The following is a 14,805-nucleotide window of genomic DNA, read 5'->3' as shown; positions in this document are numbered from 1 at the left end:
GCCCCCTCTGCGGCTCTCGGAGCCCGCCGGCGCTAAATGGACGAAATGTCAGCAGCCGATCAAGCGAAAAATCCTGAGCCACAGGTCAACAGGAATTGATCTTTACGCTTCTTACCAGTCTCCGACCGTCGCCTGCATCACCGCAAGCGCCGCCACCGCTGCCGTATCGGCGCGCAGGATGCGCGGTCCGAGCGGGATGGCGGTGACGAAGGGGAGCGCCCGCAGCATCTTGCGTTCCTCGTCGGAAAAGCCGCCTTCCGGTCCGACCATCAGCGCCAGTTTCTTTTCCCTCAACCCCTGCAGCGCTGGCAGTGGATTGTTGGTCGAGGCATCCTCGTCGCAGAAGATAAGCCGGCGTTCCTTGTCCCAGCCGGAGAGCAGGCGCTCGAATTTCTCGGCCTCGCGCACTTCCGGCACCGCCAGTATGCCGCATTGCTCGGCCGCCTCGACGACATTGGCGCGCAGCCGGTCGATGGAGGGTTTTGCCAATTGCGTGTGCTGGGTGATCACCGGCTGCAGGATGCCGGCGCCCATCTCCACCGCCTTCTGCACGAGATAGTCGAGCCGCCCCTGCTTCAGCGGCGCGAAGCAATAAACTAGATCGGGCAAAGGCGGTTGCGGCCGCTGTTGGCTGAGCACTCTCAGCCGCACCGCCTTCTTCGACTTCGAAGCGATCGCCGCCGACCACTCGCCGTCGCGGCCGTTGAAGACCAGAATCTCGGCGCCTTCGCCCAGCCGCAGCACATGCATGAGGTAATGGCTTTGCTGCTGGCCGGCATCGAATTCGATGTCGGCTGCGAGATCGTCGGCCAAGAACAGCCGCTGCATCTTGTAATTGGCGCGCATCGCCGAGGAATGGGCGAGGCGGTGCCTGGCGTCAAGTCTCGGCGGAACGATGCCACACCGGTTCAAAACCGTGCCGCAGCACCGAAACGGTCGTGGCCGGTGTGAGCAGGCGCAGCGAACGGCCGGCAAGGCTGTCGAAGGCCGCCGCATCGCCATAGCCTGCGAACGACCAGGGCAGCGCGTTGCCGCCGCGCAGCGCATAGGCCGAGCCGCCATCCGCGATCATCGCTCCGTCCGGCAATTCGGCAAGCTCTCCCATGGTGACATCAGGTGGCTTGCCGCCCGAAGCCAGCCGCTCCTTGTGCAGCCGCTTGTCCACCATTGGCGCGCGCGGTTCGTTTACACCGAAGACTTTGCCGAAACGCCCGACAAAATCCGTGGCTCGCTCACGCCGGCAATAGAAACAGGGACGGTGCCCGGCGGCCAGCGCCGTCACCTCGTCGAGGAAGAACAACTCGGTCCAGCCGGCCCTGCCGCCCGGCCGATTCCTGCCCATCGGCTCGCGCCGCACATTGCGGAATTGGCAGACGCAGATGATCCAGGCCGGCAAGGCCCAACGCTTTTTCAGCAGCGTCTTGGTCTCAGGATCGTGGATGATGCCGCGATTGCCGGTGAACAGGCCGCGCTCGGATATGGCATGGATGGCGCCGAACGGATCGACCCGGTTCTGCAGTGGCATAGCTCTCTCCCGAATACGCATCTTGGCTGCAATGCTGGCGACATGATATCGCTCGTCGCGTCATTTCATGTCAGCAGGGTTTTGCGATGCGGGTGCTGGTGGTCCAGAACTACGACAACACCGGCCTTGGCCAGGTTGGTGCCGCGCTCGCCGAAGCCGGCGCCGATCTCGACCTGCGCCGGCCCTACAAGGGCGATGCGCTGCCGGACGACGCGACCGGACACGATGCCATGGTGATGCTGGGCGGCGGCCAGAATGCGCTGGCCGACGATGACTACCCGTATTTCCCGGTGCTGCTCGAACTGACCCGCGATTTCGCCGCCAAGGATCGCTCGGTTCTCGGTATCTGCCTGGGCAGCCAGTTGGTTGCCCGCTCTTTCGGCGGTGAGAACCAGATCGGCGGCGCCTCGGAATTCGGCTGGCACAAGGTATCGCTGACGCCGGACGCCAGAACCGATCCGGTGCTTGGCGCACTTCCCCAGGATTTCCCCATCTTCGAATGGCACGACGACACTTTCGCGCTGCCGTCAAATGCGGTGCGGCTTGCCGGCAGCGAAATTGCCGAGAACCAGGCGTTCCGTATCGGCCGCGCCGTCTACGGCTTCCAGTTCCATTTCGAGGCCGACCAGCCGATGGTGAGGGACTGGAGCACATCCTTCGCGCCGCTGATTGCCGATCGCCATCCCGACTGGCAGGATCGCCTCGACAGCGAAATGGCACGCAACGGCCCCGAGGCCGACGCCGCGGGCTTGGCCATTGCCCGCGCCTGGGTGGCGACGATCTGAGACTGGCCGCGCGCAGTCAGCAATTCCAGGAAAAGTGTGAAGCGGTTTTCCGTCCGGAATTGCGTCAGATAAAAAGATAGAGCGGTTCGCCGTAGCGGCGAACCGCTCTATCCGTTGCATAATTGGCACGCGGCGGGGAATCTGCCGGGGACAACTTCTTTCGTCCTTGGTTTGTGGCCGAACGCTATCCTACAAGGCGCGCGCTATGCAACGGCAATGCAACCGCGATGAACCTTCTGTGTGATCCGCGCGACACACCGCCGATACAGAATCGACCTACAAGCGCGAAATCGTCGAAACTTTGAGACGAATTCTCGGTTTCAACCCATTGGTAACCGCCTCGTGCCCAGATGCAGGAAGCTCAACTAGAGATGACGTCCGTGAAAGCAGCGCTTCTGTCCTTTGTCATGCTGTCTGCCATCGTTTTGTGCGGTCTCGGCATTTATTCCGCCGATGCAGCCAACAACCATCAGGCCGTCGACGGCTACGGCGTCACCGCCGCGCTTCGCTAAAACGCTTTTCCCTGCACAGTCAGGATACGCTTGTCCGCGCCGTCCACGGCGAGCGCGCTGAGCATGCCTGACTGCCAGGCGAGTGTGTCGACATTGACGCGGTTCGGCATCACCTCCGCCTGCGGCACCGGTGTGTGGCCGTGCACGATCACCTTCGGGTAAAGCCCTGGATGGTTGTGGAAGACGTCGCGGATCCAGACCAGATCCTGCGGGCTCTGGCTCGCCAGCGGCACGTCAGGCCTGACGCCGGCATGGCATAAGAAGAAATCACCTGATATCAGTGACAATTGCAGCGACCGCAGGAAGTCGACATGGGCTTGCGGTACAGCATTGACCAGTGCCTGGTGTCCCCGCCGTAACGCCTCGGCCTTGCCGAACCAGCTTGCGTGTCCCGCTAAGTCGACACCATAGGATTGTGCCGTCTGCACGCCGCCATAACGGATGAACAGCCCTTCCGGGTCAGGCTCGTCGAGAAAGTCGAGGAAGCCGATATCGTGGTTGCCGGCGAGCATCAGATGCCGCGGATCGCGTTTCTGTGCCTCGATCAGGAAGTCTATGACGCCCTTGGACTCTGGTCCGCGGTCGACATAGTCGCCGAGGTGGATGACGCGCCAATCGCTGGTCGGCTTGTATTCGAGTTCGCTCTCGATGCGGCGATGCATGGCGGCGAGCAGATCGAGCCGGCCATGCACGTCGCCGATCGCATAGAGGCGCATGCCATCGGGTGCGCGCGCGTCGAGGTAGTGGATGCCGGTCTCGGTCAAGGCGGCTTCGTCTCCGTGATCCAGCGAGGCTAGGGTCTAATCGGTGAACAAGACCCTAGCGCCGCAACTGGTCCTTGCCCATGTCGGTCACCAGCCGCTTGCCGCACAGTGCCAGCGTGATGTCCATCTCCTTGCGGATGATGTCCAGCGCCAGGGTCACGCCTTGCTTGCCCATAGCGCCCAATCCGTACAGGAACGGGCGGCCGATATAGGTGCCCTTGGCGCCGAGGCAAAGCGCCTTCAGCACGTCCTGGCCCGAGCGGATGCCGCCGTCCATATGCACCTCGATCCTGTCGCCGACGGCATCGGCGATCTCTTCCAGCGCCATGATTGACGACGATGCGCCGTCGAGCTGGCGCCCGCCATGGTTGGAAACGATGATGGCGTCGGCGCCGGTCTCGACCGCCATCAGCGCGTCCTCCTTGTCGAGAATGCCTTTCAGGATCAGCTTGCCGCCCCAACGTTCCTTGATCCAGGCGACATCCTTCCACGACAGATGCGGGTCGAACTGCTCCGTCGTCCACGATGTCAGCGAAGCGACGTCGCCGACGCCCTTGGCATGGCCGACAATGTTGCGGAAGGTGCGGCGCTTGGTGCCGGCAATGCCCATCAGCCAGCGTGGCCGCATGGCGATGTTGGCAATGTTGGCCAGCGTCATCTTGGGCGGCGCCGACAGCCCGTTGCGGACATCCTTGTGGCGCTGCCCCAAGATCTGCAGGTCGAGCGTCAACACCAGCGCCGAGCATTTTGCAGCCTTCGCCCTGTCGATCAGGTCGAGCACGAAATCCTTGTCGCGAAGCACGTAGAGCTGGAACCAGAACGGCTTCTTGGTCACCGACGCGACATCCTCGATCGAGCAGATGCTCATCGTCGACAGCGTGAACGGCACGCCGAATTCCTCTGCCGCCTGCGCGGCCAGCATCTCGCCATCGGCATGCTGCATGCCGGTCATTCCAGTTGGGGCAAGCGCCACCGGCATCGCCACTTTCTCGCCGATCATGGTCGATTCCAGCGAGCGGTTGCTCATGTCGACCAGTACGCGCTGACGGAATTTTATCTTCTGGAAGTCCTCTTCGTTGGCGCGGTAGGTGCTTTCGGTCCAGGCGCCGGAATCGGCATAGTCGAAGAACATCTTCGGCACCCGCCGGCGCGCCAGGTCCTTGAGATCGGCAATGGTGAGGATGTCGCTCATGGTGGTTCCTCGTTAGCCAGTCGTCTTGAAGCCGTCGTCGGCGTCGGAGCGCTGCTTAAGCCTGAGCCGCGACACGCGCTGCCAGTCGCCGCTGCGTTCGGCCTCGAGCATCGAGCGCTCGACATAGGAGATATGGTCCATCGCCGCTTGGCGGGCAGCTGAGGGATCGCCGGCCTTCACGGCTTTGTAGATCGCGCCGTGCTGGGCCAGCAGCGCCTCGCGCGCTCCGGGCACGCTGAACACCAGAAGCCGGTTCTGGAACACGCCTTCAGACAGCAGCCGGTAGCAGGAGCGCAGCGTGTGCAAGAGGATGATGTTGTGCGCGCATTCGCACACAGCATGGTGGAACTCGACGTCGATTTCCGCCTCGTCGTCGAAATCGCCGGTGCGGTGCGCCTCGTCCATGCGCGCCACGATGCGGTCGAGCAGCGCAATGTCGTCCGCTGTCGCGCGCCGCGCCGCATATTCGGCCGCAACACCTTCGATCTCGCGGCGGTATTCCAGATAGTCGGTCACCGCCTTGCGGTGCATCGAGATGAGGTCGGTCACCGGCTTGGTGAACAACTGGCCGATGACGTCGGCGACATGGGTGCCGCCGCCGGCCTTGGTGATCAGCAGCCCGCGCCCTTCCAGCGCCTTCAGCGCATCGCGCAGGATCGGCCGCGACACGTCGAACTGGCGCGCCAGCTCGCGCTCGCCCGGCAGCCGGTCGCCGGTGCGCAGCACGCCTTCAAGGATCAGGCTTTCGATCTGCTGCACCACCTCGTCGGCGGTGCGCGAATGCTCGATCCTGGAGAAAATATCGCTCAACGGGGGCCTGGGAAATTGAACCGGCGTCGCGCAAGATAAAGCCAGCGTCGCCAACTGGTCAAATTATTTATCCAATTTGCCCAATCGGGTCGGTCTGCGCGTCGCGCCGGCAGGACCTACGATGCTAGACTTTGGTGTTTACGCGCCTCATGGATTGCCTTTAGAGGACGCCATCACACGAAGGGTCGAGAACAGGGGGACCACCGTGTCGGACGAGACGTCCAACCTCGAATTCCAGCCGCGCGCCCAGGGCAGCGTGATGGGCTTTCCCGCGCATGAGGGACGGCCCGGCGCGATCGGCGAGGTCCATGCCCGGCCGCATCCGCTGATCGAGAAGCCGCGCGTGCTTGTGCAACTCGCCTTCATGACCGAGGGCGGCTCCAGCGTCGACATGGCCGTGCTCTCCGAACTGTCGCGGCGCCTCGGCATCGCGGCGCCCGACCGTCATGCCCGCCACCACGCCATGAAGTGGGGCAAGGGTACGCTGCGCTGGGAGCGGCATACGGAATTCTCGACCTATCTTTGGGAAGGGCCGCTTGCCGAAAGCGGCAGGGCGCAGGAGGATTCTCCTTTCGGCAACGGGTTCTCGCCGCCGGGAACGGTGATCTCAGGCATAAGGCTGGAGATCCGCAAATGGACGCCGGCAAGCGAGAAGCTGATTGCGGCCTTCGACCCGACGAGCCTCTGCTATTCGCTGGTCGAGCGCGGCAATGCGGCCATCGTCACCGATTTCCGCCAGGACGGCGACGGCCTGACCCGCATCCTGGTGCTTGATCGCGGCCTGACGCCGGCGCGGACCGGCGCGCTGTCGCAGCGGCTGATCGACGTCGAGACGTATCGCACGCTTGCCATGCTCGGCCTGCCGCTGGCGCTGACGCTGTCGGGCCGCGCCCGCCGCATCGAGGACCGGCTGGCGCAGACCACGCTGGAAATGAAGGTCGCTGAAACCCGCGACAGCCAGACGCTGCTCGCCGACCTGACCGAGCTTGCCGCTGAACTCGAGGCTGATGCCGCCNGGCACCCGCCATGCGCACCTGCCGTTCGGTCGAGGAGCGCCAGGCCAACCTGTCGCGCAAACTAACCCGCGCCACCACGCTGCTGCGCACCTGGGTCGATGTCGAGGTCGAGAAGCAGAACCGCGATCTGCTGGCGTCGATGAACAACCGTGCCCGGCTGCAACTGCGGCTGCAGCAGACGGTGGAAGGCCTGTCGGTGGCGGCAGTGTCCTACTATGTCGTCGGCCTGATCTCCTATCTCGCCAAGGGCGCCTCGATCTTCGGCCATGCCTTTGCACCGGAAGTCGTCACGGCCGTCGCGGTGCCGGTCGCCATCCTGCTGGTCTGGTGGGGCGTGCGGCGAGTCAGGCGGATGCACTCCGAGCCGGCGAAACATCCGGGGGAGTAGGAGCGCACTTTACCCTCCCCCTTGTGGGGAGGGTCGATCCGCATAGCGGATCGGGGTGAGGGTGCTCGTAAAGAGCTTCGTCGCGCGGACCCCCACCCCGCTCACTGCGTTCGCGACCCTCCCCACAAGGGGGAGGGTGAATAGCGGCAGATTGCCGCTGCGGAAGGCTGGCAGTACGCTCTTTGCCCGACGCGGTGTTTGCAACATCCGGATGTAACTGGTAAAAGATTTTTACCAGCCAAGCGGAGGACGCCGCCAATGTCCGGCCTTGTCATGCCCAAGCCAGACGACGCCACGATGCGAAGGCGCGCAGAGATCGTCGCCGATATGCGCATCATCGTGCCGGGCGAGGGCGTCGTCGACGCCACCAACGAAATGCGCGCCTTCGAAAGCGACGGTCTCACCGCCTACCGGCAATTGCCGCTGGTCGTGGTGCTGCCGGAAACGGTGGCGCAGGTGTCGCGGGTGCTGAAATACTGCAACGACCGCAACATCCGTGTCGTGCCGCGCGGCTCCGGCACCTCGCTCTCCGGCGGCGCGTTGCCGCTCGAGGATGCCGTGCTGCTGGTCATGAGCCGCTTCAACCGCATCCTTGCCATCGACTATCCCGATCGCGTCGTCGTCGCTCAGCCCGGCGTCACCAATCTCGGCATCACCACCGCCGTCGAGCAGGAGGGCTTCTACTATGCGCCCGATCCATCCTCCCAGATCGCCTGCTCGATCGGCGGCAATGTCGCTGAAAATTCCGGCGGCGTGCACTGCCTGAAATACGGCCTGACCGCCAACAATGTGCTGGGCATTGAGATGGTGCTGATGAACGGCGAGGTGGTGCGGCTTGGCGGCAATCATCTGGACTCGGAAGGCTATGATCTCCTCGGCGTCATGACGGGGTCCGAAGGCCTGCTCGGCGTCGTCACCGAGGTCACCGTGCGCATCCTGAAAAAGCCAGAGACGGCCCGTGCTCTGCTGATCGGCTTTCCGACCAGCGAGCAGGGCGGCCAATGCGTCGCCGACATCATCGGCGCCGGCATTATCCCTGGCGGCATGGAGATGATGGACCGGCCGGCGATCCATGCCGCGGAAGATTTCGTCCACGCCGGCTATCCCCTTGATGTCGAGGCGCTGCTGATCGTCGAACTCGACGGGCCGGGCGTCGAGGTCGATCACCTGATCGGTCTCGTCGAAGCGATCGCCTACAGGAACGGCTCCACCACATGCCGCGTCTCGCAATCCGAACAGGAGCGGCTGAGCTTCTGGGCCGGTCGCAAGGCGGCCTTCCCGGCGGTCGGCCGCATCTCGCCCGACTATTACTGCATGGATGGCACCATCCCGCGCAAGGAATTGCCGGGTGTGCTCGCCGGCATGCGCGAACTGTCGGAGAAATACGGCCTCGGCGTCGCCAATGTCTTCCACGCCGGCGACGGCAATCTGCATCCGCTGATCCTCTATGACGCCAACGTGCCGGGCGAACTCGACAAGGCGGAAAGTTTTGGCGCCGACATCTTGCGGCTCTGCGTCAAGGTCGGCGGCGTCTTGACCGGCGAGCACGGCGTCGGCGTCGAGAAGCGCGATTTGATGCCGGAGATGTTCAACCAGATCGACCTCGACCAACAAATGCGCGTCAAATGCGCCTTCGATCCCAACCATCTGCTCAACCCGGGAAAAGTGTTCCCGCAACTGCGCCGCTGCGCGGAGCTTGGACGCATGCATGTGCATCGCGGGCAGGTCGCGTTTCCGGATATTCCGAGGTTTTGATGGGGGCGGAATATCTCACGTCGGCGATCCTTCGCGCCCCCCTCTGTCCTGCCGGACATCTCCCCCACAAGGGGGGAGATCACCAGTCATCTCTGCCTTCGCCAATCTTCGACGTTGCTAGAGAGGCGCGGTCGCCAAAGCTGCTAATCTCCCCCCAAGTGGGGGAGATGTCCGGCAGGACAGAGGGGGGCACGAAGGAACTCGACGTCTCTGCACTCGCAAGCGGCGCGTCGCCATGACCACCTTCACTCCCACCTCGTCCACCGAAGTCCTCTCCACCGTCCAATGGGCGGCTGCGGAGGAATCGCCGCTGGAGACCATCGGCCACGGCTCCAAGCGCGGCATCGGTCGGCCATCGCAAACCGAGCACACGCTCGATCTCTCAAAACTCACCGGCGTCACGCTCTACGAGCCGGCCGAACTGGTGCTGTCGGCGAAGGCCGGCACACCGCTTTCCGATATAGAAAGCCTACTCGCCGAAAACGGCCAGCAACTTGCTTTCGAGCCGATGGACTACGGCCCATTGTTCGGCGGCATCAAGGGAAGAGGCACGATCGGCGGTGTGCTTGCCGCGAACCTGTCCGGCCCGCGCCGGCTGAAGGCGGGCGCCGCGCGCGACCACATCCTCGGCATCAACGCCGTTGCCGGCCGCGGCGAGGCTTTCAAGTCCGGCGGCCGCGTCGTCAAGAATGTCACCGGCTACGACCTGTCGAAGCTGATGGCCAACAGCTGGGGGACGCTGGCCGTGTTCACCGACGTCACCTTCAAGGTGTTGCCGGCGGCCGAGACCGAGGTCACGCTTGCCGTGCGTGGCCTGCTCGACGATGCGGCGGCCGCCGCCATGGCGCTGGCGCTCGGCTCCAGCGCCGAAGTGTCGAGCGCCGCGCATCTGCCGGAGCGGATCGCCGCGCGTGTCGCCGACGGCGCGCTCGGCACTGACGCCGCGACGCTGCTGCGCGTCGAAGGGTTCGGCCCTTCGGTCGCCTATCGCATCGAGGCACTGAAAACCCTGCTGAAAAATGCCGGCCCGTTGCAGGACATTGCCGGCGAGGCCTCGCATGCCCTTTGGCGTGATATCAGGGATTGCGCTCCCTTCGCCGACGGCAGTGAAAAGCCGGTCTGGCGCGTTTCGATGGCGCCGTCCCAGGCCCACCAGATGGTACTGACGCTGCGCATGCAGATCGGCGTCAGCGCCTTTTACGACTGGCAGGGTGGGCTGGTCTGGCTGCGCATGGAGGAGGGCGATCCCGAGGCCGCCCTGCTGCGCGGGCTGATCAGAAAACATGGCGGCGGCCACGCGACGCTGGTGCGCGCCGCGCCCGCGCATCGCGCCGCCGTGCCGGTGTTCGAGCCACAGGCGCCGCATCTGGCCGCCCTGTCGGCTAGGCTCAAGGCCGAGTTCGATCCCAAGGCCATCCTCAATCCCGGCCGCATGGCCCAGGGCTAACGCGATGCAGACCAATTTCTCCCTTGCCCAGCTCGCCGATCCGCATGTCGCGGAATCGGAGAAGATCCTGCGCAAATGCGTGCATTGCGGCTTCTGCACCGCCACCTGCCCGACCTATGTCACACTCGGCAACGAGCTGGATTCACCGCGCGGGCGCATCTACCTGATCAAGGATATGCTGGAGAACGGCCGTCCCGCCGACAAGGAGATCGTCACCCATATCGACCGCTGCCTGTCCTGCCTCGCCTGCATGACGACCTGCCCGTCGGGCGTCAACTACATGCATCTGGTCGACCATGCCCGCGCCCATATCGAGGAGACTTACAGGCGGCCGCTGCTCGACCGGCTGACCCGCGCCCTGCTGGCCCTAGTGCTGCCTTACCCCGCGCGCTTTCGCGCCGCGCTGAAGCTGGCGAGATTGGGCAAGCCGTTCATCGGCCTGTTCGAAAAGGTCCCAGCCTTGAAGCCGCTCGGTGCTATGCTGAAGCTGGCGCCGGCCTCTATTCCCGCCGCCTCGCCAATGGCCTCTCCTGGCGTCCATGCCGGGCAGGGAGCGAAAAAGGGCCGCGTCGCCATCCTCACCGGCTGCGCCCAATCGGTGCTCGATCCCGCCATCAACGTGACGACGATTGCATTGCTGACCAGGCTCGGCGTCGAGGTCGTGGTGCCTGAGGGCGAGGCCTGCTGCGGCGCGCTGGTCCATCATATGGGCCGCGAGGCAGCAGCCCTTGCCTCGGCCCGGCAGAATGTCGATGCCTGGACACGCGCCATCGACCAGGGTGGGCTCGATGCCATCGTCATCACCGCGTCCGGCTGCGGCACCACCATCAAGGACTATGGCTTCATGCTGCGCCTCGATCCGGCCTATGCCGACAAGGCTGCAAAGGTCTCGGCGCTGGCCAGGGACATCACCGAATATCTCGCAAGCCTCGACCTGCCGGAGCCGGTGCGCAAGCCCGGCACGGTCGTTGCCTACCACTCCGCCTGTTCGATGCAGCACGGCCAGAAGATCACCCGCCAGCCGAAGGAGTTGCTGGCCAAGGCCGGCTTCGTCGTGCGCGAGCCGCGCGAGGGCCATCTGTGCTGCGGCTCGGCCGGCACCTACAACATCCTGCAGCCGGAGATTTCGGAGAAGCTGCGCGACCGAAAGGTGAAAAACATCGAGGCCACCGGCGCGGAGATCGTTGCCACAGGCAATATCGGCTGCATCACCCAGATCGCTTCGGCTGCAAAGCTGCCGGTGGTGCACACGATCAAGCTGCTCGACTGGGCCTATGGTGGTCCGAAGCCGGAGGGCGTCTCCGAAGGAAACCTGGTCGCCGCCGAGTAAGCAGCTATTCCGCTGCCAGCCGGTCCACCACGCCATACGTCGCCTGGTAGCGCGCGCGCTGGCGGCTGAGCGCGACCATTGTGTTGCGCAAGAGGATCGCCACAGTGATCGGGCCGACGCCGCCCGGCACCGGCGTGATCCAGGACGCGACTTCCTTCACGCTCTCGGTGTCGACGTCGCCGACGATGCGGCTCGTGCCGTCCGGGCCGATCTCGGAATTGATGCCGATGTCGATGACGGCCGCACCGGGCTTCACCATGTCGGCCTTGATCAGCCGCGGCTTGCCGACGGCGACGAACAGCGCATCGGCGCGGCGCGCATGTGCCGCCACCGAGCGCGTCATGTGATGGCACACCGTCACCGTCGCGCCTTCGCTCATCAGCAGGAAGGCAATCGGCTTGCCTACGATCTCGGAATGGCCGACGACGACGACTTCGAGCCCCTTGAGGTCGAGGCCGGTTTCCTTGAGCAGCTCGACCGAGGCCGCAGCCGTGCAAGGCGCGAGGTCGAGCTGATTGTAGACGATATTGCCGATCGACGCCGGATGCATGCCCTCGACGTCCTTCAGTGGATGCACCGCCGCTTGCAGCGTCTTGATCGGGATATGCGCCGGCACCGGCCGCTGGATGATGATGCCGGTGACGCGCGGGTCGGCGTTCAGGCCGTGGATCGCCGCCTCGAGTTCGCCGGCGCTGATGTCGGCGGGGAACCGCCGCTCCTCGAAACCGATGCCGGCAAGGGCGGCCTTGGCGCGCTGGTTGCGCACATAGACATCTACGGCAGCGGTATCGCCGACGGTGATCGACACCAGCTTGGGCGGAAAACCTTCGGCGGTAGCGATGGCGGCATCCTCGCGCACGGATGCCATGATGCGCTGGGCGACCGGGCCGCCCCGGAGATAACGGCTATCGTCTGGCGGAGACATGGCTGGACCTTTGCAGCGGAGTTTGGCGCAGGGGAGTTTGGCCGTCCCTATAGCAGGGGAAATGCGGCAAGGCAGCGTGAAAGCGAACCGTCATCCCCCTGGCGCGACGTTCTGGCGCAGCCTGGCTCAGCTATAGCCGCAAAGAGAAAGGGCAGCGCGGTTTCCCGGGCTGCCCTTTCCTGACTGGCCGCATCCCCACACGGCCCGTCCCCCGCAAACTCTTCCCGATCCTGAAGGTCTAACCTTCTGGATCAGATGATTCGGTAGCCGATTATATCACGACCACGGTCGTTCCAACATTGACCCTCTCGTAAAGGTCAACCACGTCCTCGTTGCGCATGCGGATGCAGCCGGAAGACACCGAGCCGCCGATGGTCCATGGCTGGTTGGTGCCGTGGATGCGGTATTCCGTCGTGCCGAGATAGAGCGCGCGGGCGCCAAGCGGGTTTTCCTCGCCGCCGGCCAGATAGGTCGGGAGGTAGCGGCCCTTGGCGGCCTCGCGCTTGATCATCTCCGCTGGCGGGCGCCAGTCCGGCCAGACGCGCTTGTTGGTGATCTTGTGCGTGCCAGACCATTCGAAGCCAGGCTTGCCTGTGCCGACGCCATAGCGCCGCGCCTTGCCGTTCTTCTCGACCAGGAACAGGAAGTTCTGCGTCGTATCGATGACGATCGTGCCCGGCTTCTGCGGGCCGTCATAGGCGACTTCCTGCGGCAGGTAGAGCGGATTGATCTGCGGCCGCATCACCACGCGCTTGGCCGGCGCCTGCACGGAAGCAGTGCGCACCCGATCGGGTCGCGCCGGCTGCGCATAGCGAAGTCGCGGCTGCTGGACCACCTGTCGGCTCTGCCGCACGATGCCGGGCGCCCGGCCAAGCTGCAGCACCCAGGGTGCGGAAAGGTCGGGGCTCACCATCACCGGCGGCCTGTCGGCATAGCGGTCGTTGGCGGCAGAGGAGGTGACGCCGGCGGCCAGAATGGCCACGGCGCCGAGCACGGAACGCAAAAAGATCTTCATCGGAACGCACCTTGATCGTCGAACGGACGGAGGCGGAACTTGCCCCCGGTTGCGCGATCCTTGGCGCGAAGCGGCAACCGAAACATGAATCGGAATGCGTAAAATGCCGCTTTGTCAGTAAACCTTTTGGTGTGGTTACCGCCGGGTTCAGGAATCTGGTAAAGCCGCGGTAAATGCAGCGCGAAAGCGCGTTAACGGATGGATTGGCCATGGCGCAAGACAACACCGGACTGCTTACCGGCTCCGACGGGATCACGCGCTGCTTCTGGCACGGCAATCTGCCGGACTATCTGCACTACCACGACCATGAATGGGGCCGGCCGGTCGCCGACGACCGCAGGCTGTTCGAAAAAATCTGCCTGGAAGGCTTTCAGTCCGGCCTGTCCTGGCTGACCATTCTGCGCAAGCGCGAGAATTTCCGCGAGGCCTTCGCCGGTTTCGACTTCGACAAGGTCGCTGCCTTCACCGACGAGGATGTCGAGCGCCTGGTCGCCAATGTCGGCATCATCCGCCACCGCGGCAAGATCGTCTCGACCATCAACAACGCCAAACGCGCGCGCGAAATGGTGGATGAATTCGGCTCGCTGGCCGCCTGGTTCTGGAAGTTCGAGCCGGGGTCGGAGGAGCGGCCGGAGATCGTCGACCTCGCCCACCTGCGGGCCAACCCGACGACAGCGGTCTCGATCAGGATTTCGAAGGAGTTGAAAAAGCGCGGCTGGAGCTTTGTCGGACCGACGACGGTCTATGCCTTCATGCAAGCGATGGGTCTGGTCAACGACCATCTCGAGGGGTGTGTTTGCCGGGAGCAGGTGGAGAAGGAACGCAAGGCCTTTAAGAGGCCGAAGTAGGGCGCTGTCCCCCTACCTCCCCCTTGTGGAGAGGTCGCGCCGAAGGCGCGGGTGGGGGTATCTTGGCGCCGCACCCCCACCCCGACGCTACGCGTCGACCCTCCCCACAAGGGGAGGGTAAGGAACTCACGTCCCGCTGGCGCCAGTCAGGAACAATCCCGCCACAATCGCCGCCAGTGCCGCAAAGGCCGGATAAATCACCAGCAATCCGGTCATCAGCGCCTCGCGCATGGTGGAACCCTTGCGCTCGTCGGCGGTGACCTCAAACGGACCGAGGCTCGCCGTCACCTGCGCACGGCTCTCGGCCGGCCGCAGCCGGACTTCATGCAGGCCGTCGTCTCTGATGTCGAACTTGTGTGCCGCAGTCATGGCCCCAACCCTTTGTTTCGGCGCGCTTATCGGCTCTGATTGTGTCGGCACGATGCCGCGCCGATGGCGGAATTGTTTCCTTTTGGTGCGTTTTGTTTCGGAGGAGAAGGAAAAAGCGCAAACC

Annotated in this window: 14 protein-coding genes and 1 pseudogene; 7 read left to right on the top strand and 8 right to left on the bottom strand. The window is 64.3% G+C overall.

All coding sequences use genetic code 11. From position 1 onward, the window contains the following. Positions 1-111: 111 nt before the first annotated feature. Positions 112-846: a 16S rRNA (uracil(1498)-N(3))-methyltransferase gene (locus tag X751_RS141320; RefSeq protein WP_023745711.1), complete on the bottom strand. Its 735-nt coding sequence runs from the start codon at positions 844-846 to the stop codon at positions 112-114. Between the two features lie 31 nt (positions 847-877). Then, positions 878-1,525, bottom strand: a complete 648-nt coding sequence (locus X751_RS141325; protein WP_023692351.1) for a hypothetical protein — start codon at positions 1,523-1,525, stop codon at positions 878-880. A gap of 86 nt (positions 1,526-1,611) precedes the next feature. Between X751_RS141325 and X751_RS141330 the strand changes: the two genes are divergently transcribed. Together X751_RS141330 and X751_RS1000000165995 are read left to right on the top strand one after the other, a co-directional pair. Next, positions 1,612-2,310: a type 1 glutamine amidotransferase gene (locus X751_RS141330; protein ID WP_023681838.1), complete on the top strand. Its 699-nt coding sequence runs from the start codon at positions 1,612-1,614 to the stop codon at positions 2,308-2,310. 371 nt (positions 2,311-2,681) lie between these two features. Further along, positions 2,682-2,822, top strand: coding sequence for a hypothetical protein (locus X751_RS1000000165995; protein WP_006206855.1), 141 nt, complete (start codon positions 2,682-2,684; stop codon positions 2,820-2,822). Here X751_RS1000000165995 and X751_RS141335 read toward each other — a convergent pair. Genes X751_RS141335 through X751_RS141345 form a run of 3 tightly spaced genes read right to left on the bottom strand, consistent with a single transcriptional unit; the run spans position 2,819 to position 5,588 of the window. After that, positions 2,819-3,586, bottom strand: a complete 768-nt coding sequence (locus tag X751_RS141335) for a metallophosphoesterase family protein (RefSeq protein ID WP_023681837.1) — start codon at positions 3,584-3,586, stop codon at positions 2,819-2,821. The genes X751_RS1000000165995 and X751_RS141335 overlap by 4 nt on opposite strands. 55 nt (positions 3,587-3,641) lie before the next feature. Beyond that, positions 3,642-4,778 carry an alpha-hydroxy acid oxidase gene (locus X751_RS141340; protein WP_023745710.1) on the bottom strand — a complete coding sequence of 379 codons (1,137 nt, stop codon included), beginning with the start codon at positions 4,776-4,778 and terminating at the stop codon, positions 3,642-3,644. A 12-nt stretch (positions 4,779-4,790) separates the two neighbouring features. Next, positions 4,791-5,588 carry an FCD domain-containing protein gene (locus X751_RS141345; RefSeq protein ID WP_023692349.1) on the bottom strand — a complete coding sequence of 266 codons (798 nt, stop codon included), beginning with the start codon at positions 5,586-5,588 and terminating at the stop codon, positions 4,791-4,793. 121 nt (positions 5,589-5,709) lie between these two features. Between X751_RS141345 and X751_RS01000000164090 the strand changes: the two are divergent. From X751_RS01000000164090 to glcF, 4 genes and pseudogenes are all read left to right on the top strand, one after another. Then, a pseudogene (locus X751_RS01000000164090) lies at positions 5,710-7,038 on the top strand (DUF3422 family protein). Positions 7,039-7,250: 212 nt separating this feature from the next. Then, entirely contained in the window at positions 7,251-8,747 is a 1,497-nt protein-coding gene (locus tag X751_RS141350) for an FAD-linked oxidase C-terminal domain-containing protein (RefSeq protein ID WP_023686828.1), read from the top strand. A gap of 235 nt (positions 8,748-8,982) precedes the next feature. Beyond that, on the top strand, positions 8,983-10,194 hold the full coding sequence (locus tag X751_RS141355) for an FAD-binding protein (RefSeq protein WP_023732344.1): 1,212 nt from the start codon (positions 8,983-8,985) through the stop codon (positions 10,192-10,194). 4 nt (positions 10,195-10,198) lie between these two features. After that, entirely contained in the window at positions 10,199-11,524 is a 1,326-nt protein-coding gene (gene glcF, locus X751_RS141360; protein WP_023745707.1) for a glycolate oxidase subunit GlcF, read from the top strand. 4 nt (positions 11,525-11,528) lie between these two features. Here glcF and X751_RS141365 read toward each other — a convergent pair whose 3' ends face one another. Further along, entirely contained in the window at positions 11,529-12,449 is a 921-nt protein-coding gene (locus tag X751_RS141365) for a bifunctional 5,10-methylenetetrahydrofolate dehydrogenase/5,10-methenyltetrahydrofolate cyclohydrolase (protein WP_023670547.1), read from the bottom strand. A 271-nt stretch (positions 12,450-12,720) separates the two neighbouring features. Then, entirely contained in the window at positions 12,721-13,464 is a 744-nt protein-coding gene (locus tag X751_RS141370) for a L,D-transpeptidase (protein ID WP_023686831.1), read from the bottom strand. Between the two features lie 209 nt (positions 13,465-13,673). Between X751_RS141370 and X751_RS141375 the strand changes: the two genes are divergently transcribed. Then, on the top strand, positions 13,674-14,312 hold the full coding sequence (locus tag X751_RS141375; RefSeq protein WP_023686832.1) for a DNA-3-methyladenine glycosylase I: 639 nt from the start codon (positions 13,674-13,676) through the stop codon (positions 14,310-14,312). A gap of 126 nt (positions 14,313-14,438) precedes the next feature. Here X751_RS141375 and X751_RS141380 read toward each other — a convergent pair whose 3' ends face one another. Continuing rightward, the gene (locus tag X751_RS141380; protein ID WP_023681830.1) at positions 14,439-14,681 is read right to left on the bottom strand and encodes a hypothetical protein; all 243 of its coding nucleotides are present in this window, start codon (positions 14,679-14,681) and stop codon (positions 14,439-14,441) included. Positions 14,682-14,805: the final 124 nt, after the last annotated feature.

The organism is Mesorhizobium sp. LNJC394B00 (assembly GCF_000502555.1).
GTDB lineage: Bacteria > Pseudomonadota > Alphaproteobacteria > Rhizobiales > Rhizobiaceae > Mesorhizobium.
The sequence above is the reverse complement of the archived record's forward strand: the minus strand, read 5'-3'. Positions and strand labels throughout refer to the sequence as shown.